A 24,323-nucleotide genomic window follows, 5' to 3' on the forward strand; every position below is an offset into this window, starting at 1 on the left:
TCACAGCATCGCGTACTCACCGCTGCCCGGGAAGTCGGTGCTGAGGGCCACGTCCTTCCCGGCCTCGTACTCCTCACGCAACTGGTCGAGCTTGACGCCGATCCTGCGCTGGGCGTCACTCCCCAGGATCACCCGGTGCCGAGGCGCGGGGGACCGGGCCTCCTCGAAGATCACGGCCGCCGCCCTCGCCGGATCACCCGGGAACATGTCGGGCGTCACCTTGTGCATGATGGCCCGGAAGGCTCCGGCGGTGACCGCGTAGTCGCCGATCGGCTCCCCGGAGGCGCGCGTCCGGGTCTCGATCCCGGTGCGGAACGAACCCGGCTCGATCAGCAGGGCGCGCAGCCCCAGGGGCTCGACCTCCTGCCACAGGGCCTCGGTGAAACCCTCCAGGGCGAACTTGCTCGCGGAGTGGAAGCCGTTCCCGGGCAGGCTCGCCAGCCCGTCCATCGAGGAGACGTTGACGATGGTCCCGCTGCGACGCGCGCGCATCGCGGGCAGGACCGCCCGGGTCAGTGTCACGGCCCCGAAGAAGTTGACCTCGAAGACCGCCCGGTAGTCGGACTCCTGCTGCTCCTCCAGAGCGCCGATGAAGTCGATCCCCGCGTTGTTGACCAGGACGTCGATACCGCCGGACCACTCCTCGGCCTCGCGCACGGCGTCGGCGCACCGGCGACTCTCCGTGACGTCGAGCTGGAGGACCAGGCACTGCTCAGGGTGGCGGTCCGCCAAGCCGGCCAGGGGAGCGACCACCGGCGCCGTGGCGACCACCCGATGGCCCTGCTCCAGCACATGCTCGGCCAGCGCACGGCCGAGACCGCTGGAAGCGCCGGTGACGAACCACGTCGTGGGGGACACGATGTTCACCCTCCCGTCGGGAGAGACGGCGGCGACCGACACCCACTCCACCACACCTCATCCACCCGCGCATCACGACCTCCCCACCCGGCAAGGGACCGGGTGCGCCGGGGGAGCGACGGGCAGGGAACCGGGTGTCCGGCGGGCGCGTCGCATTCACCATGGATGATCGTTCCGCAGGCCCGGTGACGGAGGCGCTACGGATCACGCGCGGCGAGCGACGTACGGTGTACGGCTCCGCAGCCGTGGCCGGCGCGGCAGCGCTGCTCATCGGCGGTGGCCTCGTGACGTGCGCGTTCGCCGCGTCCTGGGATCTGTTCCTGGAGGCCAGGAGATACGCGGAGGCGGCCATCGAGAACGAGGACTCCTACGTCGCCTACGCGGACCAGATGGACGGCTTGCTCGCCGTGGCGTGCGTCGTGTTCCCGCTGCTGTTCCTGATCGCGCTGGCGCTGCTCGCCTGGCTGCTCACCGCCCAGGCCGTGATCGCGGCGCACGCGTGGGAAAGGGCGGCGGCCGACCGAGGCGCCGGCAGCGCTGCCGCGCCCGGTCCCCTCACCCTCACCACCCTGTGGCGCCGCACGCGTCCTCACCTGGGAGCCGCGTTCCGCGTGCAGCTGCTCACCGCGGCGTGTGCCGCCGTGCCGGGGGTGACCTGGCCGACCTACCACGAACCGGCGACCGTACAGTTCCTGCTGGTGGGCCGCGTCCTGCCCGCCGTGCTCTGGCTGCTGGGCCTCGTCCTGCTCGCGCGTTTCTCCCTGGCGGCCGCGGAGCGGGTGGCGGACGGCTGTTCGGCGACGGCCGCGATGCGGCGGTCCTGGATGACGACCCGCGCGGCGCGCGTGCGTACCGCCACGCTCTTCCTGCTGTGCACGGGCGCGACCGCTGCCGCGTTCCTGCTGTTCCGCCGGCTCGGCGCCTACGTGGCCCACTGGGCGGGCCTGATCATGCTGGCCACCACCGACGACAACGTGTGGGTCACCGGCGTCCTCGTGACCATCACACCGGCCGCCGTGGCGCTCGTGCTGCTGCCGCTGGCCCTGGCCCCGGCAGGCGCCGTGCTGGCGTGTTGGCGGAAGCGGCTGGCTCACGGGTGAGGCGGGTGAGGAACCACTGCGCCAAAAGCCGGCACCTCCCCCCGCTGGGCACGCAATTAGGGGGTACCTGGGGGCGCATGGCACCGAAGAAGAGTGAACGTACTCAGCTGACGCGGGCTGTACGGCAGCTCCGCCGCATCCGCTCCTTCTACGCCGCGGCGATGGTGGTGTGGGCCGGGTCGGCCGCGCTGACCGGCCGGCAGGCCGCAGGGAGCCGCCAGTTGTGGGTCTGCGTGCTGCTCCTGGCCGTGTTCGCCGCGCTGTTCGTCACGGCGAGCGTCGCCCTGCGGCGCCTCGCGGTCCGCGGGGACGTCCAAGCACCGCTCACCGGAGGTCATCCGGCGAACACAGCCTCCGTGTGATCCCGCACGACGACCTTCCCGGTGTTCTCGCCCCGTAGCATGCCGAGGAACGCGTCGACGATGTGCTCGAACCCGTCGGCCACCGTCTCGTCGGCACGCAGCCGGCCGCTCTGCAGATGCGGCACCGCGAACTCGTACAACTCCTCCTGCACGTCGCGATGGTTGCTCACCAGGAAGCCCTCCATGCGGAGGCTCTTCTCCACGATGTCGGCGTAGTCGAAGCGGGGCACCGGGGCGTCCGGGGTGTTGTACTGGCCGATGGTCCCGACGCGGACGATGCGCCCGAAGTCGCGCAAAGCTCCCACCGCGGCTGCCAGTTGTGCGCCGCCGACGTTGTCGACGAACACGTCGATCCCGTCCGGCGCGGCCTTGCGGAGCTGGTCGGCGGGGGAACCGTCGCGGTAGTCGAAGACGGCGTCGTAGCCGACCTCGCGGGTGAGGTGGTCGAGCTTCGCCGCCGAGCCCGCGCTGCCCACCAGCCGCCCGGCGCCCATCAGCCGGGCGAACCGCCCGGTCGCCGTACCGACCCCGCCCGCCGCGGCCGACACGAACACGTCCTCACCCTCCTGGAGCCGGGCGATACGGGTGAGACCCACGTAGGCGGTCAGGCCGGTGCCACCGAGGATGCTCAGGTACGCGGTCGGAGGCACCCCGTCGAAGCGGGGCAGACGGCGGATCTCCTCGGGAGTGACGATCGCGTGGGTGCGCCAGCCCTGCCGGTGGAACACGATCTTGCCCTCGGCCAGCCGAGACGTGCGTGAGGCGACGACCCGGCCGATGGTGCGGCCCTCCAGCGGCGCGCCGAGCGTGAAACCGCCGGGCACGTCGTCCATCATCTCGCGGTGGTACGGGTCGACGGACCAGTAGAGATTCTCCACGAGCGCGGTGCCGGCCGCGGGCCGGGGGAGCGGGGACTCGACGAAGGTGAAGTGCTCGCTGGTGGGGAAGCCGTGAGGGCGGGCGGTCTGGTGCACGGTGAGCGCGGTTCCGTTCATGCCCGGACCGTAGGGCGGGAATGCCTTCGCCGGGCAGCCGGTTGGGCTCATGCGACGTACAGTTCCATGAGCCGTCTTCATACACCGAGGTGAGCGCACCGTGGCCCGCACGACAGACACCGATCTGGCCCCGCACGAACTGCGCGTGCTGGTGGCGGTCGCGGACGCCGGAGGGTTCACGGCCGCGGCGGACGCACTCGGTCTCACCCAGTCCGCGGTCTCGCACTCGGTGCGCGGGAGCGAACGCAAGGTCGGCGCCGTGCTGTTCGACCGCGGGCGCGCCGGCGCGCGTACCACCCCCGCCGGGGACAAGGCCGTGGCACACGCACGCCGCATCCTTCGTCTGCTGGACCTCCTGACCGCCGAGGCACGCGGCGCGGCGCACCGACGCGACGTCACGGAAGGGGTGCTCCGCATCGCGGCGTTCCGCAGCGCCGCCCTCCACCTGCTGCCGCCCGTCCTGCACCGACTGCGCGCCCGGCACCCCGGTATCGAGCCCGAGGTGCGCATCGTACGAGAGGTCGGGCGCGGCACCGCGGGTGAAGTGGCCGAGGGCAAGGCCGACCTGGCCATCGCCACGCTCGGCGGGTCATCGCCGCTGCCACCGGGTCTGCTCGCGAGACCCCTTCTCGAAGAGCCCTACGCCCTGGTCCACCCGACGGGCCACACCGACCCGCGTTCGCTGCCACTCGTCGACTGGGCGGAGAACTGCGGCTCGTACACTCGCGCCTGGTGGCACGCGCAGGACTGGATCCCGAAGGCCACCATCGAGGCAGACGACGACGGGGCGGTGCTCTCGTTGGTGAGCGGAGGCCACGGCATGGCGATCATGCCGGCACTGTCCTTGACCGGGGCGGAGACGGTGGTCGGCATCACCGACCTCGGCGCCGAACGCCCGACACGTCAGGTCGGTTACGTCACCACCCCTGAATTGGCCGCGTCCGCCGTCGTACGCGCGCTGGTACGGGAACTCCGGGCCACGATTCCGGGCACCGTGGGGCCGGCCCACAGCGACCGACCGCGGGATACCGTGACTTCACCGGGCGTGAGATCGTCTCAGCCATGAATGTGGCGCCGTTCAGCCCCACCGTGGTAAGAGCCGTGTTCAGGGACGTGACATGGATGCACGTGTCCGTCCGGCGGTGCGCGTCGCGGCGTCGGTCACGCGGACCTTCCTGACGGAGATCGTCGAGGGTGCGAGGGCGGCGGCGGCCGAGGAGGGCCGCACGAGGCTCACGCCTCGGCACCTGGTCATGGCGATCGACCGGAACGTGGAGGTGGACGTGGCGACCGAGTGGTACGCACACAGCCCGACGTTCCGAGCCCTGACCGGCGACGCAGAGGGTGCCGCCGTGCCGCCTCGTAGCGGCGGCGCGCGCAGGCGGAAGTCGAGCGCGGTGGTCGGTGCGCACAGGTTCGAGCCGGGGGTAAGAGCACTTCTGCGGAGCCACGAGGTCAGGGCCGTACCGGCCATGGTCCGTGAACTGAACGGAATCGCCGCCGTGTTCGTGATGCGCCTGGCCCGCGACGCGGCCATGGTCGTCAGCGAGGGCGGGGTCCGACGATTCGGGTCAGTCACCTTGATCACGCCGGGCGCGCCGGCCCTGTCCCCCTCCCTCGAGGATCCTCCCGAGGCCGCCTCCGCCCGTGAGGGCGACAGGAGGACGATCGGCCCGGGCGACGTGCTGGACGCCACCGCCATGCAGCTGTTCGGCAGCGCCATCAGGCAACGAGCCCTGACCGAGGCACGGCAGGCGGTCCAAGCCGACGCCTCGGCCTGAGAGATGGGCCGCCGGTGCCCGGACACGCCGCCGCCGGTGTCACTCAGCCCGTAGCCTCCGGCCGGACCGGAGCGATCTCGGCGATCAGCCCCTCGACGAGGGCCCTGATCTCGTCGCGGATCGGGCGAACGGCCTCGACGCCCTGTCCGGCCGGATCGTCGAGCTTCCAGTCGAGGTAGCGCTTGCCCGGGAACACCGGGCAGGCGTCGCCGCAGCCCATGGTGATGCAGACGTCCGACTCGCGGACGGCGTCGACGGTGAGAACCTTGGGCGTCTCGGCGGAGATGTCGATGCCCACCTCGGCCATGGCCGCGACGGCAGCCGGGTTGACGCGCTCGCCAGGCGCGGAGCCGGCGGAGCGGACCTCGACGCGCTCGCCGGCCAGGTGTGTCAGCCACGCGGCGGCCATCTGGGAGCGGCCTGCGTTGTGGACGCAGACGAACAGGACGGACGGCTTGTCGGCCATGCTGATCGGTCTTTCTCGTCGCAGGCCGGGCGCCGGCCGTTCGATGCTTTCACCCGCCGTGGGTCCGGGAACGCGCCGGCGCGCGGTCACGCCAGGGCCGCGGCCGACGATCCCACCAGCAGCCGGCCCATCGCGGCCAGCACGGACGGCTCCACCCGGTAGTAGACCCAGGTTCCGCGCCGCTCGGAGGTGAGCAGTCCGGCCTCCTTGAGCTTCTTCAGGTGGTGGGAGACGGTGGGCTGGGAGACGCCGACGTCGGAGATGTCGCACACGCACGCCTCGCCGCCCTCGTGCGACGCCACGGCGGAGAACAGCCGCAGCCGTACGGGGTCGCCGAGCGCCTTGAACATCCGCGCGGCCGTCTCCGCCTCCTCGGCGTTCATCGGGCGCTCGGTCACCGGAGGGCAGCACGGAGCGACCTGGCCGTCGACGGGATCGAGCAGCGGCAGCACCTTGGCATTCGACATGTGTCTATGTTGACACATGTCGAACCAGCGCAGCAGGCCCCTCCCTGCGACTTCGACGAATGTCTATGTTGACGCTCATCAATACAGATGCCATGCTGGGCCGCACAATCCATCGACGGATGTCGAAGTAACCAAGGAGTCGCCGTGAACGCGCCCGCCACCACCGAGCTGCCCGTCGTCGTGATCGGAGCCGGCCCCGTCGGTCTCGCCGCGGCTGTCCACCTGCTCGACCAGGGCATCGAACCCCTGGTCCTCGAGGCAGGGTCCACGGCCGGCGCCGCGGTGCGCGAGTGGTCGCACGTACGGCTGTTCTCCACCTGGGGCGAAGTCGTCGACCCCGCCGCCGAGAAACTCCTCGCCTCCACCGGCTGGACGAAGCCGGACCCGGCCACCTACCCCTCCGGCGGCGACTGGTCCGACCTCTACCTGGGGCCCCTCGCCGACGTCCTCGGCGAGCGCGTCCGCTACGACGCCAGGGTCACGGGCGTCTCCCGGGCGGGCCGGGACCGCATCGTGGACGCCGACCGCGAGAACCTGCCGTTCGTCGTGCACCTCACCCATACCGAGGGCGGCGAGGAGCGCCTGTACGCCCGTGCCGTCATCGACGCCTCCGGCACCTGGGCGACGCCGTCCCCGGCCGGCGCAGACGGTCTCCCCGCACTCGGCGAAAGGGCCGCCGGGGACCGCATCACCTACCGCGTCCCGGACCTGAACAGCCCCGCCGTCCGCGCCCGGTACGCGGGCAGGCGCACCGCGGTCATCGGCTCCGGCGCCTCCGCCTTCACGGCCCTCGCCTACCTCGCCGACCTCGCCAAGTCCGACGACGGCGTGGACACCAAGAGCGTGTGGATCCTGCGCCGGGGCATCTCCGGCTCCACCTTCGGCGGGGGAGAGGCCGACCAGCTCCCGGCGCGCGGCGCCCTGGGCCTGGCGGCGAAGGCCGCCGTCGACAGCGGGCACGCGGACGCGGTCACGGGTTTCCGCACGGAGGCGATCGAGCGGGCAGCCGATGGCCGCCTGATCCTCGTCGGCGAGGACGGCCGCCGCCTGGACCCGGTCGACGAAGTGATCGTCCTGACCGGCTTCCGCCCCGACCTGGCCTTCCTCGACGAACTGCGCCTCAACCTGGACGAGCGCCTCCAGTCCCCCGTCGCCCTGGCCCCGCTGATCGACCCCAACCGGCACTCGTGCGGCACCGTCTACCCGCACGGTCACCGGGAGCTCTCCCACCCCGAGAAGGGCGTGTACCTGGTCGGCATGAAGTCCTACGGCCGCGCCCCGACGTTCCTCGCGATGACCGGCTACGAACAGGTCCGCTCCGTCGCCGCCGCGATCGCCGGCGACCTCGAGTCCGCCGACCGCGTGGAACTCACCCTCCCCGAGACCGGAGTCTGCGGCGGCGCAGGCCTGTTCGACGCACCGGACGCCACCGAGGGCGACGGCGGCTGCTGCACACCCACACCCCAGCTGATCCAGCTCGGCACCACCGCCGCAGCCATCAAGGCCGGTGCCGAGGAGACACCTTCGGGCGGCTGCTGCGGCTCATGACATTGTCACGCCCGACCGTGCGCCAGCAGGGCTGCGTGAGGCAGCAGGAGTGCACCGCCCGGACCGGAGAACTCCGCGCACAGCGCCTCGAACTGACTCCTGATCTCGGCGATGACCAAGGGGCCCTGACTCGTCACGATCTGGCCGATCGTCGCCACTCCGGCAGCCGGCCCGCTCCACCACTCCTCAAGCGTCGTCTGATGGTCCCAGGTCAAGGTGTCGCAGACGACGTCAGTCAGACCCGCCTCACCGAGCAACACGGCGAGGCCCTGTTCAGTACGGGCGAAGTCGTCCTCGGGAGCGAGAGCGGGCAGGTGAGCCGGGCGCGCAACTCCTGCTGCCTGGACGGCCCTACCCAGTAGGGCCTGCCCGGCGGCTGCCGGAACCGCCCAGATGGTGACGGCCATCCGCCCGCCCGGCCGCGCCACCCGTCGCAGCTCCCTGAGGGCTTCCCGAGGCCGCCCGACATGATTGAGAACGAAGTTGCCGATCACGGCATCGAACGCATCGTCGGCGAAGGGCAGGCGCGGCAGAGCGGCAAGCCGCACATCAGCTTCCGGAGCCGCCGGCGCAGCCCGGGCGACCATACCGGGTTCGGCATCGACTGCCGTCACCAACGCCCCCCGCCCACACGCAACAGCGGCGGCGCTGCCAGTGCCCGTCCCGACATCAAGGACTCGCACACCCTCCCTGACCCCGGCGGCGTCGAGGAGCGCAGGCACCGGATACGCACAGAGTTTGGCGAAACTCGCAGCATAGGCATCGGCCTGCCCCGCCCAGGCCCGCCGCTCAGCCTCATCGAACGCCGTCCGCACCGCTCGTCCCCTTCCCCGAACAACCCCCGCCGCGATCACGACCCGGACACTGTGTCATCTACTGCTGGTCGTCGGCGGGTAGCTCGCCCCGGCCGATGGTCATGGACCAGTGAACCCCCGACGGGGCGGTCACGCTGACTGAGCCCGGCTCCTCCGCTCCGGAGAGGCCGACCTGGTTGAAAAGAGTCCTCGTCCCACCTGCCAGGCACCTCACCGGGAACGACACGCTCACGGTTCTCACCGCGACGTTCATCGTCCCGGCCCCGCGGCAGCGCACCGCCACGATCAATGCGTCACCGGCAGCACCCTTGGCAAAGGAGAAGCTGGCACTGCCCGTGGTCTCGGGCTGTTGACCCGCCATGCGCTCGCTCTGATCAAGCTCCGGCGGCTCGGCCACCGGCACCTGGCCCTCGTCCGGCTGCCCGGACGAGGCCGGTGCGGACGACGAAGACGGCGGTGCCGGCCTTCGGCTCGGCGTATCGTCGGCCACCGGGGTGTCCGTACACCCGGCCGACGCCACCAGCATCATCGTCATGCCGGCGACCGACACCATGCGGCGCCTCCCAGTCTCCCCAGCCATGGCTTTCCAGCTCCCCCCTCCGTCAGGTCTCCATCGGTGGAGACCGAGGCTGAAATCAACCACGGATTCCGCACGCCGGCGCAGGAAACGATCAGAATCTGATGAGGATCTGAGCTGAGTGAGGGACGGACACGCACCCACGCAACAGGCACAAGGCGGGCCCACGCGGGTTACGCGGCTTACGAATTGCGCGGGGTCACCAGACCCGATTCGTACGCGAGCACGACGAGTTGGGCGCGGTCGCGGGCATGGAGTTTCGTCATGGCCCGGTTGATGTGTGTCTTCGCGGTGGCCGGGCTGATGACCAGGCGGCGGGCGATCTCGTCGTTGGACAGGCCGTGCGCGGCGAGAGCGACCGTCTCACGCTCCCGGTCGGTCAGGTTCTCCAGCCCGTCGCCGGTGAGGGCGGGGGGCGGCTGGGTGATGTACCGGTCGATGAGTCTGCGAGTGATGTCAGGGGCGAGCAGCGCGTCACCGCGGGCGGCGACGCGTACCGAGTGCAGGAAGTCCTCCGGCAGGATGTCCTTGACCAGGAAGCCGGCGGCGCCGGCGCGCAACGCGTGGAAGACGTACTCGTCCATGCCGTAGTTCGTCAGCATGACGACGTGCACCCCCGCCAGAGCCGGATCCGCGGCGATGCGCCGGGTCGCTTCGATGCCGTCCATGACAGGCATCTGGATGTCGACGAGAGCGACGTCAGGCTGCTGTTCCCTGACGAGCGCCAGGCATTCCTCCCCGTCGGCGGCCTCCGCGACCACGTCGATGTCGTTCTCGAGGTCGAGCAGCGCACGGAAGCCGCTGCGGATGAGCGGCTGGTCGTCGGCGAGAAGGACGCGGATCACGAGGCTCCGTCCGTAGGAAGTTCGGCCTGGACGGTGAAGCCGCCGGTGCCGCGCGGCTCGGTGCGCAGGCGGCCGCCGAGCGCCGCGACGCGCTCGCGCATGCCGAGCAGTCCGAGTCCGGCGGCCGGTGCGGGGTGCGCGGTGCCCGCGGTGCCCTGTCCGTCGTCGTCGACGCGGACGGCGAGCGTGTCCCGCCGGTAGTCGATGAGCACGGAGGCCGTGGTGGCTGCGGCGTGCCGGGTGACGTTGGTGAGTGACTCCTGGACGATGCGGTAAGCGGTGCGGCTGACCGCGGCCGGCACGGAGTGCGGATGTCCTGTGATCGTCAGGCTGGTCCGGAGACCGGTTCCCCGGAAGCGTTCCACCAGGGCGGGGATGTGGTCGAGTCCGTGGGGCGGCGCGGTGTCGTCGTCGCGCAGCGCCTCGAGGGTCGCCCGCAGTTCCCGGGTCGCTTCCCGGCCGGCCTCCTGGATCGCGAGCAGGGCCTGCGACACCGGTTCGCCGCGGCGCCGGGCCACGTGGACGGCCACCTCGGACTGCACCTTGATGACGGAGATCTGATGGGTGAGCGAGTCGTGGAGTTCCCGTGCGATGCGCAGCCGTTCCTCGTCGGCCCGGCGGCGTGCGGTCTCCTCACGGGTACGCTCGGCTTCGTCCGCCCGCCGTTCGGCCTGTCGTACGGCTTCCCCCGCGGCGAACGCGGCGATCAGCCAGGCGAGCTCGAGGGTGTTCCGGGCCTGCGCCAGGGCCTCACCCGGCGCGCCCTCACGGAGGAGCAGCGCCGTGAGGTGCAGCACGGCCACCAGAGCCACGGAGACGCCCAGCGCGATCTTGCGGTGCCCGGCACGCACCGCGGCGTAGACCGCGACCAGGCAGGACACGGCGAGCGCCTCGAACCCGGCCGCCAGCTGGCCCACCGCGCACACGCCGGTGACGGCCAGCACGCCGAGCGGCGCCCGTCGGCACGCGGCCAGAGCCAGCCCGCCGCCCACCAGCAGCACGGAGCCGAGCAGCCCGCGCCCGGCGGACGGGTGAGGCCCGGACAGGCCGGTGCCCAGCATCAGCGCCGCCACGCCCAGGGCAGTCGCCCACGGGGTGACTGCGGCCGGGACAGCGCACCGTCCTGTGTCCACATGCGCACCATAACCGGACGTAGTCGCCGACCGAATCCCGCTCGTGGGGGAGGGGCCGGATACCGCGTGTGCGGTATCCGGCCCCCGACTGCCGCCGCCGCGGTATCCGGATACGGCCCCGGCGGCAGCCGGAAGTACCCGCATCTGCTGGACGACCGGCGGCAGGGCCCCCGCGCATCCTGGCCCGGAGAGATCGGACGTCGGGAAGCGTCGACGAAGAGGGAAGAAGGAGGGAGCGGCATGAGCGCTGCAGCAGCACTGATGGCGGCGGCCGAGGGCGGGATCATCGGTGACGGGAGGACAGGGGCCAACCTGGCGCTGGCGGCCGGCCTGCTCGGCCTGGTCCTCGGCGGGCTGGCCATGACCCGTGCCGGCCGCCGGATCAGCACCGGAGACCCGCGCACCGGCGGGATGGCGGCCATCGCGGCGGGAGTGATCGGCACGGTTCTCGCGGTGCTGCACCTGGTCACCGCCGACGGCGGTCCCGGCACGGGCAACGGACTGGTCGGCGCCGTCGTGGCCGTCCCCCTGGGGCTCGGCGCCGCACTCCTCGGCCGCCGGGCGGTGACCTGTGCCGCCGCGCGGACCGAGCAGCCGCGCGGATGACCGTCCGAAGGAGCCGCCTGGGCAACCACCCGGCCGGGCGGCTCGACGCGCTCCGTGCGGGGCCGGACGGAGCTGCGAGGCCCGTCAGGGTTCGACGGCTTCACGCCGGGCCGCGACGAGATGAGCACCGATGAGCAGGGCCGCGATGATCCCGGTGGCCATCACGGCGTACGTCGTGAACGTGGTGGCGAGCACGCCCAGAGCCGCGACGGGAGAAAGGACGTCGGCCTTGGGCGACGGCTGCGCGCCCCGCCGGTGCAGCAACCACACACAGACGATGAAGAGGGCGACGGGCACCGTGTACGTGGCCGCCGCCTGGACGTCGGTGAGGCCGGTGTGGTGGGTGGCATGGGCCGCGTTGACAGCCAGAGCCGCCCCCACGGCAGCCGCAGCCGCGAACACCACGTAATGGCCGTACCCCCACAACATCGCCGTGGTCTGCGTCCGAAGGCGGCGTGGAGCGTCTTGCGCGAAGTACAGCCACCAGAGCGCGAAGACAGTCAGGATTCCGCCCAACGCGATGGTCAGAACGGACCCGAGCGCCTCGCCGGTGTCCAGGGCACCGCGAATGGCCAAGCCGGCGGCCGTGACGGACTCGCCGAGCACGATCAAGGTGAAGAGGCCATAACGCTCGGCTATGTGATGCGGATGCCATGTGGTGCCCTCAGCACGCTCGGCCCAGACCGGCACCGCCAGTTCACACGCCGCGAGGACGGCGAAGGAGACGAGGCCGCCGTCGTGCGGCAGGGCGAGGCGGACCAACCATCCCACTTGCAGGACGAGGATGCCCGAGGCGTACCGCCACGCGGACCGTCGGCGTTCCCGGTCGGTCCACGCGGCACGCAGCCATTGCGTGACCATGGCCAACCGCATGACGACGTAACTCCACGTGATCAATGTGAAGTCACCGTGCTCAACGGCGTCCGCCGCTCCCGCCGCCATGCCCAGAGCCCCCGTGATCTGCACGAAGGTTGTGAGGCGGTAGGGAACGTCGTCCGTGTCGTAGGCGGAGGCGAACCAGGTGAAGTTCATCCAGGCCCACCAGATCGCGAAGAAGACCAGTGCGTACCCGAGCAGGCCGTCGAGCGAACGGCCCGCGGCGATCTCATGCTCCAGGGCCGAGGAGGCCTGGGACACAGCGGCGACGAAGCACAGGTCGAAGAGCAACTCGAGAGCACTGGCGGTGCGGTGCTCCTCGTCGGCAGGCCGGGCGAGCATCGGCCGGTACCAGGCACCGGACGCGTACGATGACGTCGCTCGGTGACGACGGTGGTTCGTCTGCACGACTGCTCCCCTTCCTTGCCTGCTCACTACAAGACAAGGGACATGGGCGAGATGTGACAGGAGCGGCCGTGGCGCGGTCTCCTGGCCTCGACGACACCGCCGACCACAGACAGTGTCACACGCTGGTATGGTGATCACAGTGTTTCGGGGAACCGCACGCTCGTGGGCAGCTTCCCGAAATGCCGGCACCCGCCCGTGAGGGTCAGGATGCACAGGCCTCGGACACCCTTCCGATCCCCCGCGAGCGGGTGTCCGAGGCTCATCAGGCCAAGACCCCGGCTCTACGGCGGATGCCCGGCGCCCGTCGGTCTACGTGGCGCGGTACAGACCCCGGCCGGCTCGACGAATCCGGGAGGCGCCGACGAGGCGGTCGAGCGTGCTGCGAACGGCGTTGATGCTCCCGCTGTCGGTGTCACGGCCGAGCGCTGCGGCCACGTCGCGAGCGCGTACCGCCGTGTCGGGGAGGCCGGCGAAGTACTCCAGAATCTGTTCGGTCAGTTTGCCGTACTTCTGCGCGGAGGCCTTCGGGCGGGGGGTGTTCTGCTTACGGCCGGCAGTGACTGACCCTGTCAGCGTCGCATCGTCGGTGACCGGTTCCGGCGCGAGGGAGACACCGTGCGTCTGGGCCGCACCCTCCTCATCAAGATGGCCGGTCCCTGCGGTCGGGTCCGTCAGAAGAGCCGACAGGGCTGTCAGAGCGCGCTGGACCGAGTCGAGGTGAGCGGCGACGGCGGCGAGTTCCCTCTCCAGCGCCCGCTTCTGAAGCTCCAGGCGGGCGAGATCGGCCTGCAGGCTTGCGGCGGTGGTCTGGATGCTCTGTGCCGCGCGGGTCGCCGGGACCATGGCTCGTCTCCTGACTTCGCCCGTACCGGCCCCGCCATGCATGGTGTAACCGCTCGGTCGGGACGCCGGGACGGGTGCCTCGTGTCAACAACGAGAAGCATACTCTCGGCCACGGACACAGCAAAGGACGCTCATTCCACGGTGCGGGTCAGTGGTCCCACTGTCGTGCAGCACGCGGGGGCGCGCCGTGCGGGGCGCCGATGCCGCGGTTCAGCGATCCTCGTCGTCCACCACGAGTGATGAGGCGGGCAGTTCGCTCAGCTGTCGGGCCGTCTCCTGAATGCGCGCCGAGACCTCGGCCAGCTGCCCGCGCAGAAGGCGGACGCGCTCCGTGAGCACGGCTGCCTCTGCGGCAAGGAGCACGGTGGCGGCGGTGGGATCAGGAGGAGGAACGGAGTCGTTGCTCATGCGGGAAGGTCCTTCCTCTCTCCTGGCCTCGGCCGGCCGAGGCGCCCTGGGGGCCCGTTCGGACACCCCTGCTCGTAACGACCGGACGGCCGGGGCCTTCGTGACACTGCCGTCCGTGAGAAGTGGTCACTCACGCTGCCGCTTGACTGCGGCCAGCACGGCGGAGTCATGGTGCGGGGGAAGGGCATCGAATCCGTGACGTCGCAGGTCGGTGAGGATGTCGGCGCGTGTGCCGGGCCACATCCAGAAGGTCTCGCTGTGGCATCGAGGTGCGGCCCGTCCGCCACGGACCCAGTAGTCGAAGCGGGCGCGGATCCGGTCCCCGGCCGGGGACATCACCATGTGTCCGCCGTACTCGTGCTCGCCCAACCGCCTGGTCGCGAGCGTATGTACGGACTCTCCCGCAGGCACCCGCTCAGGCGGCAGTTGCAGCAGCAGCCTTCCCCCGGGAACGAGAGCGGCGCCGATGGCCGGCCACAGCGACCGCCTGGCCGCCGGCGGCAGACAGGCGATCGTGTTGTGACAGACGGCCAGGTCGGCGACACCACGAAGGTTCGCCTCGCTGAGCGTGCTCGGATGCACCGACACGCGTGCCCGCTGCCGCGCAGGCAGAGCGGCGAGACGGCTCATCAAAGGGGCTCGCATGGCATGCGCCGGTTCCACGGCGTGCACGCCGGCCTTCGTCGCGGACAGGCTCAACAGCGTCACACGACCCGTTCCGGCACCGATGTCGAGCACGCCCACGCGTGCCTTCGCCACGGCGGGCCCGTAGAGGTGCCGCACGCGCCGGTCGTCCTCGTCCGCCTGCAGGATGTCGTAGAACTCGGCGCTGATCTCGTACGGATGCGGCTGTTCGCCGTCCGGCCAAGAGGTCTCCAGGACAGGGTGCATACCAGCAAGACAGACGATGTGAGGCTCGTGTGACGGTGCACGGAATGTCCCGAGAAGGTCACCGAGGTCATCGAGGACGCCGCCACATCGACGCGGTAAGCGCTGAAGGAGGGGCCCGGGGCACGTAGCTTTGGGCCCTCTCCGTCCTTACCCGATCACCGGCACCGGCTCCGGGACGTACCGGCGGTCATAGCCGGCACATCAGGTCAGGGACGTGTTGCCGAGGAGATCCCTCAGGACCCGCTGCACCTCGATGGGCGTGCCGGGCGAGAGCTGTCGGTCGTGGCCGTTCCCGTCACGGTCACGGTCCGCCCGCTCCAGGGCGACCCGCACCGCCTGCTCGTCGTCCTCGGCATCCGCCACGACGTAGTAGAACCGGACCGCCCGGGCGGTCGCCGATCGGAAGGGCAGACCGACCAGCCACGCCACCGGGCAGCCCGAAGTCCTGGCCATGCTGACCGTGTCGATCGTCATCCCTCTCGTCTCCTCCCTGGCTGCGGACGGCGCGGACCGGACGTTCACGGTGCCGCCCGCCCGGACTCGAACGTGCGAAGCATGCGCTTCTGCACCATCTGACTGGACAGGCTTCGCCGCTGTGACGAGCACCGCTCCGCGCCGTCGGCCCCCTGCAAGGCATGTCACACATCTGCCTTCGCACCGGTCAGAAGGAGAGACCGGTTTTCCTCACCGGCCTCGCGACGACGTGCCGAGACCGAGCGTCACCGCGGCACGGACGAACCCACGGGAACTCACGGAAGGTGCGACTCAGTGTCGGACAACGCACAGCACGCACACGCGCACGGACACGGCGCGCACGGGCACACGACCGGCGACGGCGACGGACCGAGCTGGACCCGCGCCGCCACGATGCTTCAGGACGCCGCGCCGATCACCGTCCCCGACGGTGCCTCGGCGATGACCATCCACGTCGCCTGGGAGCCCGGCGACCCCGGGACGCCGCCCCACCGTCACTCCGGCCCGGCCTTCGGCTACGTCATCGAGGGCGCCGTCCGCTTCGAACTCGAAGGCGAGCCAGAGCGGATCATCGAGGCCGGCGGCACCTTCTGGGAGCCCGGCGGCGACGCGATCCACTACCAGGACGGCAACGCCCTCGACGACGCCAGGACCGAGTTCGTGGTCACCATGCTGTGCGCGCCCGGCAAGCCGATGCTGGAGCTGGTCGACGAGGAGGAGCTGAAGCAGCGCGCCCACCTGCGCGCACCGAGGCCCACCGCCTGAGCGTCCGGCGCCTGCCCGGCTGAGGCAGCAAGCCAGGAAGGCCCCGTACCCGAGCGCCGGAGCGGCACGCGGGTACGGGACCGCCCCGGCCGCCGCCGACTACTCCACGAAGTACGAGTCGTGCTTGTCGAAGAACGCGGCCCGCTCCTCCTCCGAGGCGTGCGCCAGCTGGGACACCTGCTCGAAATACTCCTCGCGCGGGGCGCCAGGGGTGAACAGCAGCAGCATGTCGGCGGGAGCGTCGGAGTCGTTACGGAAGGCGTGCAGGCCTCCCTGGGGCACGTGCAGGAAGTCCCCCTTGCGCGCGTCGATCCACTGCACACCGTCGAACACCCGCACGGTGCCGTCCAGGATGTAGAACGACTCCGAAATCCGTTTGTGGAAGTGGGTCTTGGGTCCGCCGGCCCGCGGCCTCATCTCCACCCGGTACAGCCCGAACTCCCCGCGGGTGGTCTCGGTGGTCGCGAGGTAGTGGGTGGCGTTCTCGCCCACGCCGCCGACGCCGAGGGCGGGCGGGGTGAGGGCAGGACGGAAAACGGCGCTGACCTCACCGTCCTCGCCCCAGTACTTCTGCTCGGGATAGGGATACGACATCGCTCGTTCCTTTCGAATCTGCCCGCACTGACGCGCCGGCACAGGCCATCCGGCGGCCCGTCACCAAACGAGACCGACGCGACCACACTCGTGTGACACGACACATCACACTTTCATCAGGGCTCCACGCATCCGAAGCGATCAACCAAAGGTCATCACCATGGCAATCGAAAGCATCCTGCATCCCAGCCTCATCGTGCCGGTAGGACACGTCGAGCCCGTGCCCCGCCGCATCCGGGGCCTGATCGGCGGTCACGTCGTCTTCGACACGCGCCGCGCGCTCTACGTGTGGGAATGGCAGGCCTACCCGCAGTTCAGCCTTCCCGTGGAGGACCTGGTCGAGGGAGTGCTCCACGACGACGCCCACACGGAGCAGCTCGGCGCGGGCCCGGCGCACCGTCACACGCTTCAGGTCGGCGGCGAGGTCCGCGAGGGGGCAGCATGGGTGTGGGGCGAGGGCGCCCCGCAGGCACTCCACGGCACGGTGCGTTTCGAATGGGAGGCCCTGGACACATGGCTGGAGGAGGACGAGCCGGTGTTCGTCCACCCGAGGAGCCCGTACTCCCGCGTCGACGCGCTGCGTTCCTCCAGCAGCGTGCGCGTGGAGGTGGACGGAGAGGTCCTGGCGGAAGCTTCCCAGTGCGTGAAACTCTTCGAGACGGGTCTGCCCACCCGCTACTACCTCGACCGCACGGACGTCGACTGGAGCCGGCTCCGGCGCTCGGACACCGTGACCCGGTGCCCCTACAAGGGGACGACCAGCAGCTACTGGTCGTTCGACGGCGCCACCGGCCCGCACCCGGACATCGCCTGGACCTACGACTTCCCGACCATCCACGCCAACCGCATCGCCGGCATGACCGCCTTCTACAACGAACGCGTGGACCTGTTCATCGACGGCGCACCGCTGCCGAAGTAGCCCGGCATCACACCATGCGCATCAGCCGAGCGCTGTGTCACACCCTGCCTCCCGGCCCGGTCTCAACAGGTACAAATGCCCACCCGGCCCGCTGTGAAGGAGCCACCGTGAGTGACATCGTTCTCGAACCCGCTGCCCAGGAATTCGCCGACGCCACGGCCAAGCCGCCGCTGCTGTACGAACTCGGCGTCGAGGGGGCACGCAAGCTCCTCGACGACGTACAGGCGCAGCCCGTGGAGAAGCCGGACGTGGACGACAAGTGGATCACCGTGCCCGCCGAGGTCGGCGACGTGCGGGTGCGGATCGTGAAGCCCGTCGGCAGTACCGGCGTCCTGCCGGCAATCCTCTACGTCCACGGCGGCGGCTGGATACTCGGCAACGCCGGCACCCACGACCGCCTGGTCCGTGAACTGGCCGTCGGAGCCGAGGCCGCCGTGGTCTTCGTGGAGTACGACCGCTCGCCCGAGGCCAAGTACCCCGTCGCCATCGAGCAGGCGTACGCCACGGCGCGGTGGATCACCACCGAGGGATCGGGGGAGGGGCTGGACGCCTCGCGCCTCGTCGTCGCCGGTGACTCCGTCGGCGGCAACATGGCCGCCGCCCTCACCCACATGGCCAAGCAGCGCGGCGACGTCACCTTCCTCCACCAGTCGCTGTACTACCCCGTGACCGACGCCGGTCAGGACACCGGGAGTTACCGCACCTTCGCCCACGGTCCTCACCTGACGGCCAAGGCCATGGCGTGGTTCTGGGACGCCTACACCACCGACCCCGCGGAACGGGCGCAGATCACCGCGTCCCCTCTGCGAGCCACGCCGGAGGACCTGCGCGGCCTGCCGCCGGCCTTCGTCGTCGTCGACGAGAACGACGTGCTGCGCGACGAGGGCGAGGCCTACGCGCGCAAGCTGATGCAGGCCGGCGTCCCGACCACCAGCATCCGCTACAACGCCACCCTGCACGACTTCATGATGCTCAACCCCGTCCGCGGGACGCAGGCTTCGACCGCGGCCGTCGAACAGGCCGTCCGAGTCCTGCGCAAGGCGCTGGGCACCGACTGACCCCGCCCGCCGGCGTGCCCGCAAGGCGACAGCGGTGATGCGACAGCCTTGGCGGCCGTTCCCGGCGAACGGCCGCCAAGGCGCACTTCCTGGGAATCCTGGGGACGCGCGTGGCCGTCCCTCCCGAATCTGGAGCACACGATGGACACCGACAAGCAGACGGCCCGTGGCCTGGCCGACATCGAGGCGTACCTGTACCGGGAAGCCCACCTCAGTGCGGCCCGTCAGCGCCTTGCCAGTTTCATGGCCCGGGCCGACGACTTCAGCGCCGAGCAGAAAGCTGAGCTCGAGACGTGGTATCTCGGCGAACAGCGGTACGTGGCGCGGATGGTGACCGATCACATCGCCGACAGCATCGGCGCGATGGAGGATCAGCACCGCGTCCGCTTCGGACGGTGGCTGCGCGGAACGCTGATAGGCATGACGGTGATCACCTTGGCCGTGATCGCGAGCGCCGTGATCGCGGTGTGCCTCCTGCGGTGAGTGCGGATTCGCCCGCCGGCAGCGACACACCCGATGCCGACCCCTCGCCGACCACACCGGCCCGGCCCGGCGACGGCCGGGCCGGGCCGTGATCAGCGCGCCTGATCGGTCGGGCGGACGAGTATCTCGTTGACGGCGACGTGCGCCGGCTGGGAGACCGCGTAGAGCACCGCCTCGGCGATGTCCTCGGGGTCGAGGGTGCGCATGGCGGCTGCCATGTCCTTGGCCATGGCCTGGATGGCGGGTTCGGTGATGTGCGTGGTCAGTTCGGTCGAGACGAAGCCGGGCTCGACGACCACGACGCGAACGCCCTGTTCGGTGACCTCCTGGCGCAGCGCCTCGGAGAAGGCGTTGATGCCGGACTTGGTGGCCGCGTACACCCCACTGGTGGCGGAGGCGGTGCGTCCCGCGGTGGAGGAGATCTGGACGACGGTCCCCTTGGATGCGAGCAGGTGCGGCAGTGCGGCGTGGACCGTGTACATCGACCCGAGCAGGTTCGTGCCGACCATGCGGGTCCACTCGGTGATGTCCGCGCCGTGGATGGGGCTGTTGAGCATCAGGCCGGCATTGTTCACCAGGACGTCCAGCGCTCCGAAGCGTTCGACGGTGCGCGCGACCGCCTCCCGCACCTGCTGGTGGTCGGCGACGTCGGTCTCCAGGACGAGCATCTCGCCGGGCGCCTGCGCGGCCAGCTCCTCGAGCCGGTCGGTCCTGCGGGCGGCAAGGGCCACTGTGGCGCCGGCCTTCGACAGGGCGAGCGCCGTCGCCCGGCCGATACCCGAGGAAGCGCCGGTGACCAGGGCGACCTGGTCCTTCAGGGGATGGTTCATGAGTTCTCCAGATGAAGGCGCCGCCGTGTCCCGGTGGATGCGCGGCGGCAGGGGAGTCCCGGGTCCGGACCGAAAGTGACCGGCCGGTCATGTTCGGAGCGTAGCACTGAAAATGACCGAGCGGTCATCTTGCTGTTAGGCTCCGGGATCACGGGAGGTGCCATGACCGACAGAGCGACCGCGCCCGGCGCGCGAGCGGACATGATCCGCAATCGACGCCAGCTGCTCGCCGCCGCGACCGAGGCCTTTGCCGAACGCGGGGTCGAGGTCTCCATGGGTGAGATCGCGCAGCGAGCCGGCATCGCCAAAGGGACGGTGTTCCGGCACTTCCCGTCCAAGAACCACTTGCTCGCGGCGATCACCCTGCAACTGGTCGACGGTCTCGTCGCCGCCGCGGACCGGCTCCGGACGGCGGACGACCCCGTGGCGGCCCTGCGTCAGTTCATGACCGAGGGCGTCGAGGTGCTCGCCGCGGACCGGGCCTTCTGCGAAGTCATCGGCCGGCCCTCGCTTCAGCACGCGGAAGTCCGTGGCGCGATCAACCGGCTCTGCGAGGCCGTGGACGTTCTCACCGCGCGCGCGAAGGAGCAGGGCGCCGTCCGCGGTGACATCACCGGCACCGACATCGTGCTGCTGCTGGGCGGCATCCACCAGACGGCGCTTCCCCTGCTCGAGCAGGATCCGCAGGCCTGGCGCCGCTACCTGGCCCTCGCTCTCGACGGACTGTGCAACCCCGCCGCCACCCCTCTGCCCCACCCGCCCCCGGCGCCCTTGAGCGAGTAGACGCCCCTGAGCGAGTGGCCGACAGTAGCCACCCCTGAGCGAGTGGCCGACCCTCCACCGCCGCGCTCGGCGCGGGCGTGCACCACCGGCCGACAGCCCCTCACCGGACGTCCCTCAGCACATGTCCTCCAGCAGCACGTGTTCCAGGGAGGCCAGGTCGCCGGTGCGCGCCGCCCCGAGGAACGCCTGCACCAGACGGCGATGGGCGACGGCGTCCACCTCCTGCCGCCGGCCCCCGCTGTCGAGCCGCCGCTGGGCCCGGAACACCTGCTGACGTGCGTTGACGACGCTGAGCTGGAGAAGAGCGGCTATGCGGTCGTAGGAGTAGCCGAAACCTTCCCGCAGCAGATAGGCCGCCCGCTGGTTGGGGGTGAGGGTCGCCAGCAGCAGTGCGACGGCATCGTCGACGGCGTCACGCTGCTCGACGACCGCCTCCGGGGTCGCACGACCGTCCACCGGATCGGGAAGCGAGGGACTGGCGGAGAACTCCCGCCGCTTGCGGGCCGACTGCGTCACATTGATAGCCAGCCGGGCCGTGATCGTCCGCAGCAGAGCGGCCGGATGATGCACAGCCGCGCGGTCGGTACCTTGCAGCCGCACCCAGGCCTCCTGCACGACGTCCTCGGCGTCCGCCGGGCTTCCGACGATGCGATGGGCGATGTGCAGCAGGGAGGGCCGGGCGCGGACGAACACGGAAGCGGCGTCGTCCAGCCCGGTGATGTCCGGAGCCACCGAACCGGCCTGCTCCATGGGCGGAAACCCTGATTCGACGAGACTGGTGTTCACGGTGGCTCTCCTCCGTCAGCGGGACAGCGGTCCGAACGGCTGGTGCCTTCACACTCACGCCGAGCGGTGGACCGCCGCGCCCTTGACAGTGCGTGGCCAGTGCGTGGTGACACCCCGGTGCATCCGTGGCCACGGACCACGGGGGCAGGGGGAGAACGCCCGCCCTCACACCCGCCCGCACTCAGCGACGGACGGAGAAACCGGGCAGCAACGTCCGAGGCGCCGACGGCGCCAAAAGCCGCGAAGTGGCACACGGTGTCACAACAGGACGCCCCAGGCGGTCTACCTCATGGAACGCGAACGCGGTGCGGTCACGCCGATCAGCCGGTGCACTGCCCGCGGGGCAGGAGCGAGTGAGGAACATGGGCAACGACAACCAGCCGACCCAGGCACGTCCGCGCACCGGAGGAGAGCAGCCGGCGCGAGAGGCCGGCGTCCGCCTGGCCACTCCGGGCCGCACGAAGGCCGTACTGCGCCGGGCATTCCCGGATCACTGGTCCCTCATGCTGGGAGAGATCTGCCTCTACAGCTTCCTCGTCATCGTCCTCACGGGCGTCTACCTCACCTTCTTCTTCCACCCCTCCTCGGAGCAGGTGATCTACGACGGCAGCTACGGCCCGCTGCGGGGCCGGCTCGTGTCGGCGGCATTCGACTCCACGATGGACATCTCCTTCGAGGTCAGAGGCGGACTGCTGATCCGGCAGGCACACCACTGGGCCGCGCTGATCTTCGTGGCGGGGCTTCTCATGTACGTGATGCGGGTCTTCTTCACGGGCGCGTTCCGCAAGCCACGCGAGCTGAACTGGGTGGTCGCCTTCCTGCTGCTGATCCTCGCCATGTTCGCCGGACTGACCGGCTACGACCTCCCCGACGACCTTCTGTCAGGCACCGGCCTCGCCGTCGTCAACGGCACGCTGCTCTCGGTGCCGATCGTCGGCACCTACCTGTCGATGTTCCTCTCCGGAGGGGAGTACCCGGGCGACGACCTGATCGCCCGGTTCCACACCCTGCACGTGCTGCTCATCCCCGCGGTCATGGTGGCGCTGATGGTGTTCCACTGGGCCCTGTCCCGGCGGGAAAGGCCCGCGCAGTACCCGGGACCGGGACGGACCGAGACCAACGTCGTGGGGCTGCCGCTCGGGGTGCGCCTGGTCAAGTCGGCCGGCTACCTCTTCCTCGTGTCAGGCACCGTCTTCGTCCTCGCCGCGATCGCGCAGATCAACCCCATCTGGCAGTACGGCCCCTACCGGCCCGACCAGGTCTCCGCCGGTTCCCAGCCCGACTGGTACATGGGCGTTCTCGACGGTCTGCTGCGCGTCATGCCGGGATGGGAGGTCACGGCCTGGGGACACACGCTGGCACTGGACAACCTCGTACCGCTCCTCGTGGGCGCGGGCCTCTTCCTGGCGCTGGGCGCGTACCCGTTCCTCGAAGCGTGGGTCACGGGCGACCGGCGATCGCACCACGTTCTCGACCGCCCGCGGAACCGGCCGGTGCGCACCGCCCTGGGCGCCGCATGGCTCAGCTTCTACACCGTGGCCCTCGTCGGCGCCGCGAACGACATCATCGCCCTGCGCCTCCACGTCTCCGTCAACGCGGTGACCTGGGCCGTCCGTGTCGGACTGTTCGTGGTGCCCGCCGTCGTGTTCGTCCTCACGAAGCGATGGGCGCTCGCTCTGCAACGGCGCGACCGCGACGAGGTGCTCCACGGGCGCGAGACGGGCGTCATCAAGCGGCTGCCGCACGGCGAGTTCGTCGAGATCCACGAGCCGCTCAGCCCTGAACGGCTGCACGTGCTCACCGCCCACGAGCAGTACGAACCCCTCACGATCGACGACGACAACCGTGCCACCGTCGCCACCAAACTGCGGGCCAGGCTCAGCCGGGGCCTGTACGGGGAGGGCACGCAGATACGCAAAGCCACACCGGAAGAGGTGTCACACGGGGACCACCCGCCCGGTCAGATTCGCTGAAGCGACGACGGTGTCCACATCGCACGGGCGTTGGCCGGCCCCGGGTGCGGCAGACGTCCATGAGGAGAAGGCGGTCCGCGGGTGAGTGACGATCCGGTGATGGTCGAGCGGTGGAGCGCGATGGCCGGCGTCCACAGAAGGATCGAGGCCCGGATCGAGCAGGACCTCCGCCGGTACGTAGGGCTGGGGGCAAGGGAGTTCTGCGCGCTGAGCGTGCTGCGGCGAGGGACGTGGACCGACAAGGGACCCCTCCACCTCGGCGAACTCGCCGTCGCCGTCGGGTTGAGCCCGTCCGCGACCAGCCGCCTCGTCGCGCGGCTGGAGGTCCAGGGCCTCATCACCCTGCGCACGTCCCCGGCGGACCGTCGCAGCGTCGAGATCGAACTGACCGGTGCCGCCCACGCGACTGTGCTGGCCGGCACCTCGGTCCTGCACCGCGCCGTCACGGACGCCGTGAGCCGGCTGGACGCCGAGGGCGCCGTCGACGAGTACCTCCTGCGCTACCTCCACGGCGAATCCCGCGACACCGGCACATCGGGCTGACGCGGAACCATCCCGCATCGGACCACCCGCGTCCCGTTGCCGAATCCTCCTGTCACAAAGTCCCCCGGGTCCCGGTCAGTCGGGCGAACAGGCCTGTGCACGCACATGCACATACCCCTCACGCACCCATGCTGCC

Annotated in this window: 28 protein-coding genes and 1 pseudogene; 13 read left to right on the plus strand and 16 right to left on the minus strand. The window is 70.6% G+C overall.

Annotated features, from left to right (window positions below; genetic code table 11):
- A complete protein-coding gene (locus ACFOSY_RS15100; RefSeq protein ID WP_394307311.1) occupies positions 1-858 on the minus strand; it encodes an SDR family NAD(P)-dependent oxidoreductase in 858 nt (285 codons plus the stop codon).
- 161 nt (positions 859-1,019) lie between these two features.
- Between ACFOSY_RS15100 and ACFOSY_RS15105 the strand changes: the two genes are divergently transcribed.
- Together ACFOSY_RS15105 and ACFOSY_RS15110 are read left to right on the plus strand one after the other, a co-directional pair.
- Entirely contained in the window at positions 1,020-1,958 is a 939-nt protein-coding gene (locus tag ACFOSY_RS15105; RefSeq protein WP_394307312.1) for a hypothetical protein, read from the plus strand.
- Between the two features lie 77 nt (positions 1,959-2,035).
- Positions 2,036-2,320: a hypothetical protein gene (locus tag ACFOSY_RS15110; protein WP_394307313.1), complete on the plus strand. Its 285-nt coding sequence runs from the start codon at positions 2,036-2,038 to the stop codon at positions 2,318-2,320.
- Here ACFOSY_RS15110 and ACFOSY_RS15115 read toward each other — a convergent pair.
- A complete protein-coding gene (locus tag ACFOSY_RS15115; protein ID WP_394307314.1) occupies positions 2,293-3,315 on the minus strand; it encodes an NADP-dependent oxidoreductase in 1,023 nt (340 codons plus the stop codon). The two genes, ACFOSY_RS15110 and ACFOSY_RS15115, sit on opposite strands and share 28 nt — an antisense overlap.
- Before the next feature lie 100 nt (positions 3,316-3,415).
- On the opposite strand from ACFOSY_RS15115, the gene ACFOSY_RS15120 reads away from it, so the two are divergent.
- Together ACFOSY_RS15120 and ACFOSY_RS15125 are read left to right on the plus strand one after the other, a co-directional pair.
- Complete coding sequence (locus ACFOSY_RS15120) at positions 3,416-4,381, plus strand: LysR family transcriptional regulator (RefSeq protein WP_394307315.1); 966 nt, start codon at positions 3,416-3,418, stop codon at positions 4,379-4,381.
- A pseudogene (locus ACFOSY_RS15125) lies at positions 4,378-5,096 on the plus strand (hypothetical protein). The gene ACFOSY_RS15120 and the pseudogene ACFOSY_RS15125 overlap by 4 nt, the downstream one beginning before the upstream one ends.
- 43 nt (positions 5,097-5,139) lie before the next feature.
- Here the strand turns inward: ACFOSY_RS15125 and ACFOSY_RS15130 are convergent.
- Together ACFOSY_RS15130 and ACFOSY_RS15135 are read right to left on the minus strand one after the other, a co-directional pair.
- Positions 5,140-5,562 carry an arsenate reductase ArsC gene (locus ACFOSY_RS15130; protein WP_394307316.1) on the minus strand — a complete coding sequence of 141 codons (423 nt, stop codon included), beginning with the start codon at positions 5,560-5,562 and terminating at the stop codon, positions 5,140-5,142.
- 86 nt (positions 5,563-5,648) lie between these two features.
- On the minus strand, positions 5,649-6,029 hold the full coding sequence (locus ACFOSY_RS15135) for an ArsR/SmtB family transcription factor (protein ID WP_394307317.1): 381 nt from the start codon (positions 6,027-6,029) through the stop codon (positions 5,649-5,651).
- Between the two features lie 144 nt (positions 6,030-6,173).
- Between ACFOSY_RS15135 and ACFOSY_RS15140 the strand changes: the two genes are divergently transcribed.
- Positions 6,174-7,577: an NAD(P)-binding domain-containing protein gene (locus ACFOSY_RS15140; protein WP_394307318.1), complete on the plus strand. Its 1,404-nt coding sequence runs from the start codon at positions 6,174-6,176 to the stop codon at positions 7,575-7,577.
- Between the two features lie 5 nt (positions 7,578-7,582).
- Here the strand turns inward: ACFOSY_RS15140 and ACFOSY_RS15145 are convergent, their stop codons facing one another.
- The 4 genes from ACFOSY_RS15145 to ACFOSY_RS15160 form a co-directional block, all read right to left on the minus strand.
- Positions 7,583-8,392, minus strand: a complete 810-nt coding sequence (locus ACFOSY_RS15145; protein WP_394307319.1) for a class I SAM-dependent methyltransferase — start codon at positions 8,390-8,392, stop codon at positions 7,583-7,585.
- A 58-nt stretch (positions 8,393-8,450) separates the two neighbouring features.
- Positions 8,451-8,945: a hypothetical protein gene (locus tag ACFOSY_RS15150; RefSeq protein ID WP_394307320.1), complete on the minus strand. Its 495-nt coding sequence runs from the start codon at positions 8,943-8,945 to the stop codon at positions 8,451-8,453.
- A gap of 206 nt (positions 8,946-9,151) precedes the next feature.
- Positions 9,152-9,814: a response regulator gene (locus tag ACFOSY_RS15155; RefSeq protein WP_394307321.1), complete on the minus strand. Its 663-nt coding sequence runs from the start codon at positions 9,812-9,814 to the stop codon at positions 9,152-9,154.
- Positions 9,811-10,947, minus strand: coding sequence for a sensor histidine kinase (locus tag ACFOSY_RS15160; protein ID WP_394307322.1), 1,137 nt, complete (start codon positions 10,945-10,947; stop codon positions 9,811-9,813). The genes ACFOSY_RS15155 and ACFOSY_RS15160 overlap by 4 nt, the downstream gene beginning before the upstream one ends.
- Positions 10,948-11,187: 240 nt before the next feature.
- On the opposite strand from ACFOSY_RS15160, the gene ACFOSY_RS15165 reads away from it, so the two are divergent.
- Positions 11,188-11,553 (plus strand): DUF6223 family protein, encoded by a 366-nt coding sequence (locus tag ACFOSY_RS15165; protein ID WP_394307323.1) that lies wholly within the window; start codon positions 11,188-11,190, stop codon positions 11,551-11,553.
- An 84-nt stretch (positions 11,554-11,637) separates the two neighbouring features.
- On the opposite strand, the gene ACFOSY_RS15170 is transcribed toward ACFOSY_RS15165, so the two are convergent.
- From ACFOSY_RS15170 to ACFOSY_RS15190, 5 genes are all read right to left on the minus strand, one after another.
- Entirely contained in the window at positions 11,638-12,771 is a 1,134-nt protein-coding gene (locus tag ACFOSY_RS15170) for a low temperature requirement protein A (protein WP_394307367.1), read from the minus strand.
- 375 nt (positions 12,772-13,146) lie between these two features.
- Positions 13,147-13,680, minus strand: coding sequence for a hypothetical protein (locus ACFOSY_RS15175; RefSeq protein WP_394307324.1), 534 nt, complete (start codon positions 13,678-13,680; stop codon positions 13,147-13,149).
- Between the two features lie 210 nt (positions 13,681-13,890).
- Complete coding sequence (locus ACFOSY_RS15180) at positions 13,891-14,088, minus strand: hypothetical protein (RefSeq protein ID WP_394307325.1); 198 nt, start codon at positions 14,086-14,088, stop codon at positions 13,891-13,893.
- 126 nt (positions 14,089-14,214) lie between these two features.
- Positions 14,215-14,979 carry a class I SAM-dependent methyltransferase gene (locus ACFOSY_RS15185; RefSeq protein WP_394307326.1) on the minus strand — a complete coding sequence of 255 codons (765 nt, stop codon included), beginning with the start codon at positions 14,977-14,979 and terminating at the stop codon, positions 14,215-14,217.
- Positions 14,980-15,180: 201 nt separating this feature from the next.
- Entirely contained in the window at positions 15,181-15,453 is a 273-nt protein-coding gene (locus ACFOSY_RS15190) for a hypothetical protein (RefSeq protein WP_394307327.1), read from the minus strand.
- A 294-nt stretch (positions 15,454-15,747) separates the two neighbouring features.
- Between ACFOSY_RS15190 and ACFOSY_RS15195 the strand changes: the two genes are divergently transcribed.
- Complete coding sequence (locus tag ACFOSY_RS15195) at positions 15,748-16,218, plus strand: cupin domain-containing protein (RefSeq protein WP_394307328.1); 471 nt, start codon at positions 15,748-15,750, stop codon at positions 16,216-16,218.
- A gap of 99 nt (positions 16,219-16,317) precedes the next feature.
- Here ACFOSY_RS15195 and ACFOSY_RS15200 read toward each other — a convergent pair whose 3' ends face one another.
- Positions 16,318-16,812 carry a cupin domain-containing protein gene (locus ACFOSY_RS15200; protein ID WP_394307329.1) on the minus strand — a complete coding sequence of 165 codons (495 nt, stop codon included), beginning with the start codon at positions 16,810-16,812 and terminating at the stop codon, positions 16,318-16,320.
- A 160-nt stretch (positions 16,813-16,972) separates the two neighbouring features.
- Here ACFOSY_RS15200 and ACFOSY_RS15205 point away from each other — a divergent pair, with 160 nt between their 5' ends.
- The 3 genes from ACFOSY_RS15205 to ACFOSY_RS15215 all read left to right on the plus strand — a co-directional run bounded on the left by ACFOSY_RS15205 (position 16,973) and on the right by ACFOSY_RS15215 (position 19,272).
- Positions 16,973-17,731, plus strand: a complete 759-nt coding sequence (locus ACFOSY_RS15205) for a DUF427 domain-containing protein (protein ID WP_394307330.1) — start codon at positions 16,973-16,975, stop codon at positions 17,729-17,731.
- A gap of 107 nt (positions 17,732-17,838) precedes the next feature.
- The gene (locus ACFOSY_RS15210; protein ID WP_394307331.1) at positions 17,839-18,789 is read left to right on the plus strand and encodes an alpha/beta hydrolase; all 951 of its coding nucleotides are present in this window, start codon (positions 17,839-17,841) and stop codon (positions 18,787-18,789) included.
- Positions 18,790-18,930: 141 nt separating this feature from the next.
- Positions 18,931-19,272 carry a hypothetical protein gene (locus ACFOSY_RS15215; RefSeq protein WP_394307332.1) on the plus strand — a complete coding sequence of 114 codons (342 nt, stop codon included), beginning with the start codon at positions 18,931-18,933 and terminating at the stop codon, positions 19,270-19,272.
- A gap of 92 nt (positions 19,273-19,364) precedes the next feature.
- Here the strand turns inward: ACFOSY_RS15215 and ACFOSY_RS15220 are convergent, their stop codons facing one another.
- The gene (locus tag ACFOSY_RS15220; protein WP_394307333.1) at positions 19,365-20,102 is read right to left on the minus strand and encodes an SDR family NAD(P)-dependent oxidoreductase; all 738 of its coding nucleotides are present in this window, start codon (positions 20,100-20,102) and stop codon (positions 19,365-19,367) included.
- Positions 20,103-20,264: 162 nt separating this feature from the next.
- On the opposite strand from ACFOSY_RS15220, the gene ACFOSY_RS15225 reads away from it, so the two are divergent.
- Positions 20,265-20,885 (plus strand): TetR/AcrR family transcriptional regulator, encoded by a 621-nt coding sequence (locus ACFOSY_RS15225; RefSeq protein WP_394307334.1) that lies wholly within the window; start codon positions 20,265-20,267, stop codon positions 20,883-20,885.
- 114 nt (positions 20,886-20,999) lie between these two features.
- Here ACFOSY_RS15225 and ACFOSY_RS15230 read toward each other — a convergent pair whose 3' ends face one another.
- A complete protein-coding gene (locus tag ACFOSY_RS15230; RefSeq protein WP_394307335.1) occupies positions 21,000-21,671 on the minus strand; it encodes a sigma-70 family RNA polymerase sigma factor in 672 nt (223 codons plus the stop codon).
- 362 nt (positions 21,672-22,033) lie between these two features.
- Between ACFOSY_RS15230 and qcrB the strand changes: the two genes are divergently transcribed.
- Positions 22,034-23,644: a cytochrome bc1 complex cytochrome b subunit gene (qcrB, locus tag ACFOSY_RS15235; protein WP_394307336.1), complete on the plus strand. Its 1,611-nt coding sequence runs from the start codon at positions 22,034-22,036 to the stop codon at positions 23,642-23,644.
- 81 nt (positions 23,645-23,725) lie between these two features.
- Positions 23,726-24,187, plus strand: a complete 462-nt coding sequence (locus tag ACFOSY_RS15240; RefSeq protein ID WP_394307337.1) for a MarR family winged helix-turn-helix transcriptional regulator — start codon at positions 23,726-23,728, stop codon at positions 24,185-24,187.
- The last annotated feature ends 136 nt before the right edge of the window (positions 24,188-24,323 follow it).

Origin of the sequence: Streptomyces lusitanus (assembly GCF_042647945.1) — a bacterium.
GTDB classification, from domain to species: Bacteria; Actinomycetota; Actinomycetes; order Streptomycetales; family Streptomycetaceae; genus Streptomyces; species Streptomyces pseudogriseolus.

What these genes read in the sequence shown, in the direction of transcription:
- ACFOSY_RS15175 (WP_394307324.1), bottom strand. Translation starts at nt 13,680, where the DNA reads ATGGTCCCGGCGACCCGCGCGGCACAGAGCATCCAGACCACCGCCGCA.
- ACFOSY_RS15110 (WP_394307313.1), top strand. Translation starts at nt 2,036, where the DNA reads ATGGCACCGAAGAAGAGTGAACGTACTCAGCTGACGCGGGCTGTACGG.
- qcrB (WP_394307336.1), top strand. Translation starts at nt 22,034, where the DNA reads ATGGGCAACGACAACCAGCCGACCCAGGCACGTCCGCGCACCGGAGGA.
- ACFOSY_RS15220 (WP_394307333.1), bottom strand. Translation starts at nt 20,102, where the DNA reads ATGAACCATCCCCTGAAGGACCAGGTCGCCCTGGTCACCGGCGCTTCC.
- ACFOSY_RS15200 (WP_394307329.1), bottom strand. Translation starts at nt 16,812, where the DNA reads ATGTCGTATCCCTATCCCGAGCAGAAGTACTGGGGCGAGGACGGTGAG.
- ACFOSY_RS15190 (WP_394307327.1), bottom strand. Translation starts at nt 15,453, where the DNA reads ATGACGATCGACACGGTCAGCATGGCCAGGACTTCGGGCTGCCCGGTG.
- ACFOSY_RS15185 (WP_394307326.1), bottom strand. Translation starts at nt 14,979, where the DNA reads ATGCACCCTGTCCTGGAGACCTCTTGGCCGGACGGCGAACAGCCGCAT.
- ACFOSY_RS15115 (WP_394307314.1), bottom strand. Translation starts at nt 3,315, where the DNA reads ATGAACGGAACCGCGCTCACCGTGCACCAGACCGCCCGCCCTCACGGC.
- ACFOSY_RS15135 (WP_394307317.1), bottom strand. Translation starts at nt 6,029, where the DNA reads ATGTCGAATGCCAAGGTGCTGCCGCTGCTCGATCCCGTCGACGGCCAG.
- ACFOSY_RS15215 (WP_394307332.1), top strand. Translation starts at nt 18,931, where the DNA reads ATGGACACCGACAAGCAGACGGCCCGTGGCCTGGCCGACATCGAGGCG.
- ACFOSY_RS15225 (WP_394307334.1), top strand. Translation starts at nt 20,265, where the DNA reads ATGACCGACAGAGCGACCGCGCCCGGCGCGCGAGCGGACATGATCCGC.
- ACFOSY_RS15150 (WP_394307320.1), bottom strand. Translation starts at nt 8,945, where the DNA reads ATGGTGTCGGTCGCCGGCATGACGATGATGCTGGTGGCGTCGGCCGGG.
- ACFOSY_RS15205 (WP_394307330.1), top strand. Translation starts at nt 16,973, where the DNA reads ATGGCAATCGAAAGCATCCTGCATCCCAGCCTCATCGTGCCGGTAGGA.
- ACFOSY_RS15105 (WP_394307312.1), top strand. Translation starts at nt 1,020, where the DNA reads ATGGATGATCGTTCCGCAGGCCCGGTGACGGAGGCGCTACGGATCACG.
- ACFOSY_RS15180 (WP_394307325.1), bottom strand. Translation starts at nt 14,088, where the DNA reads ATGAGCAACGACTCCGTTCCTCCTCCTGATCCCACCGCCGCCACCGTG.
- ACFOSY_RS15130 (WP_394307316.1), bottom strand. Translation starts at nt 5,562, where the DNA reads ATGGCCGACAAGCCGTCCGTCCTGTTCGTCTGCGTCCACAACGCAGGC.
- ACFOSY_RS15165 (WP_394307323.1), top strand. Translation starts at nt 11,188, where the DNA reads ATGAGCGCTGCAGCAGCACTGATGGCGGCGGCCGAGGGCGGGATCATC.
- ACFOSY_RS15170 (WP_394307367.1), bottom strand. Translation starts at nt 12,771, where the DNA reads ATGCTCGCCCGGCCTGCCGACGAGGAGCACCGCACCGCCAGTGCTCTC.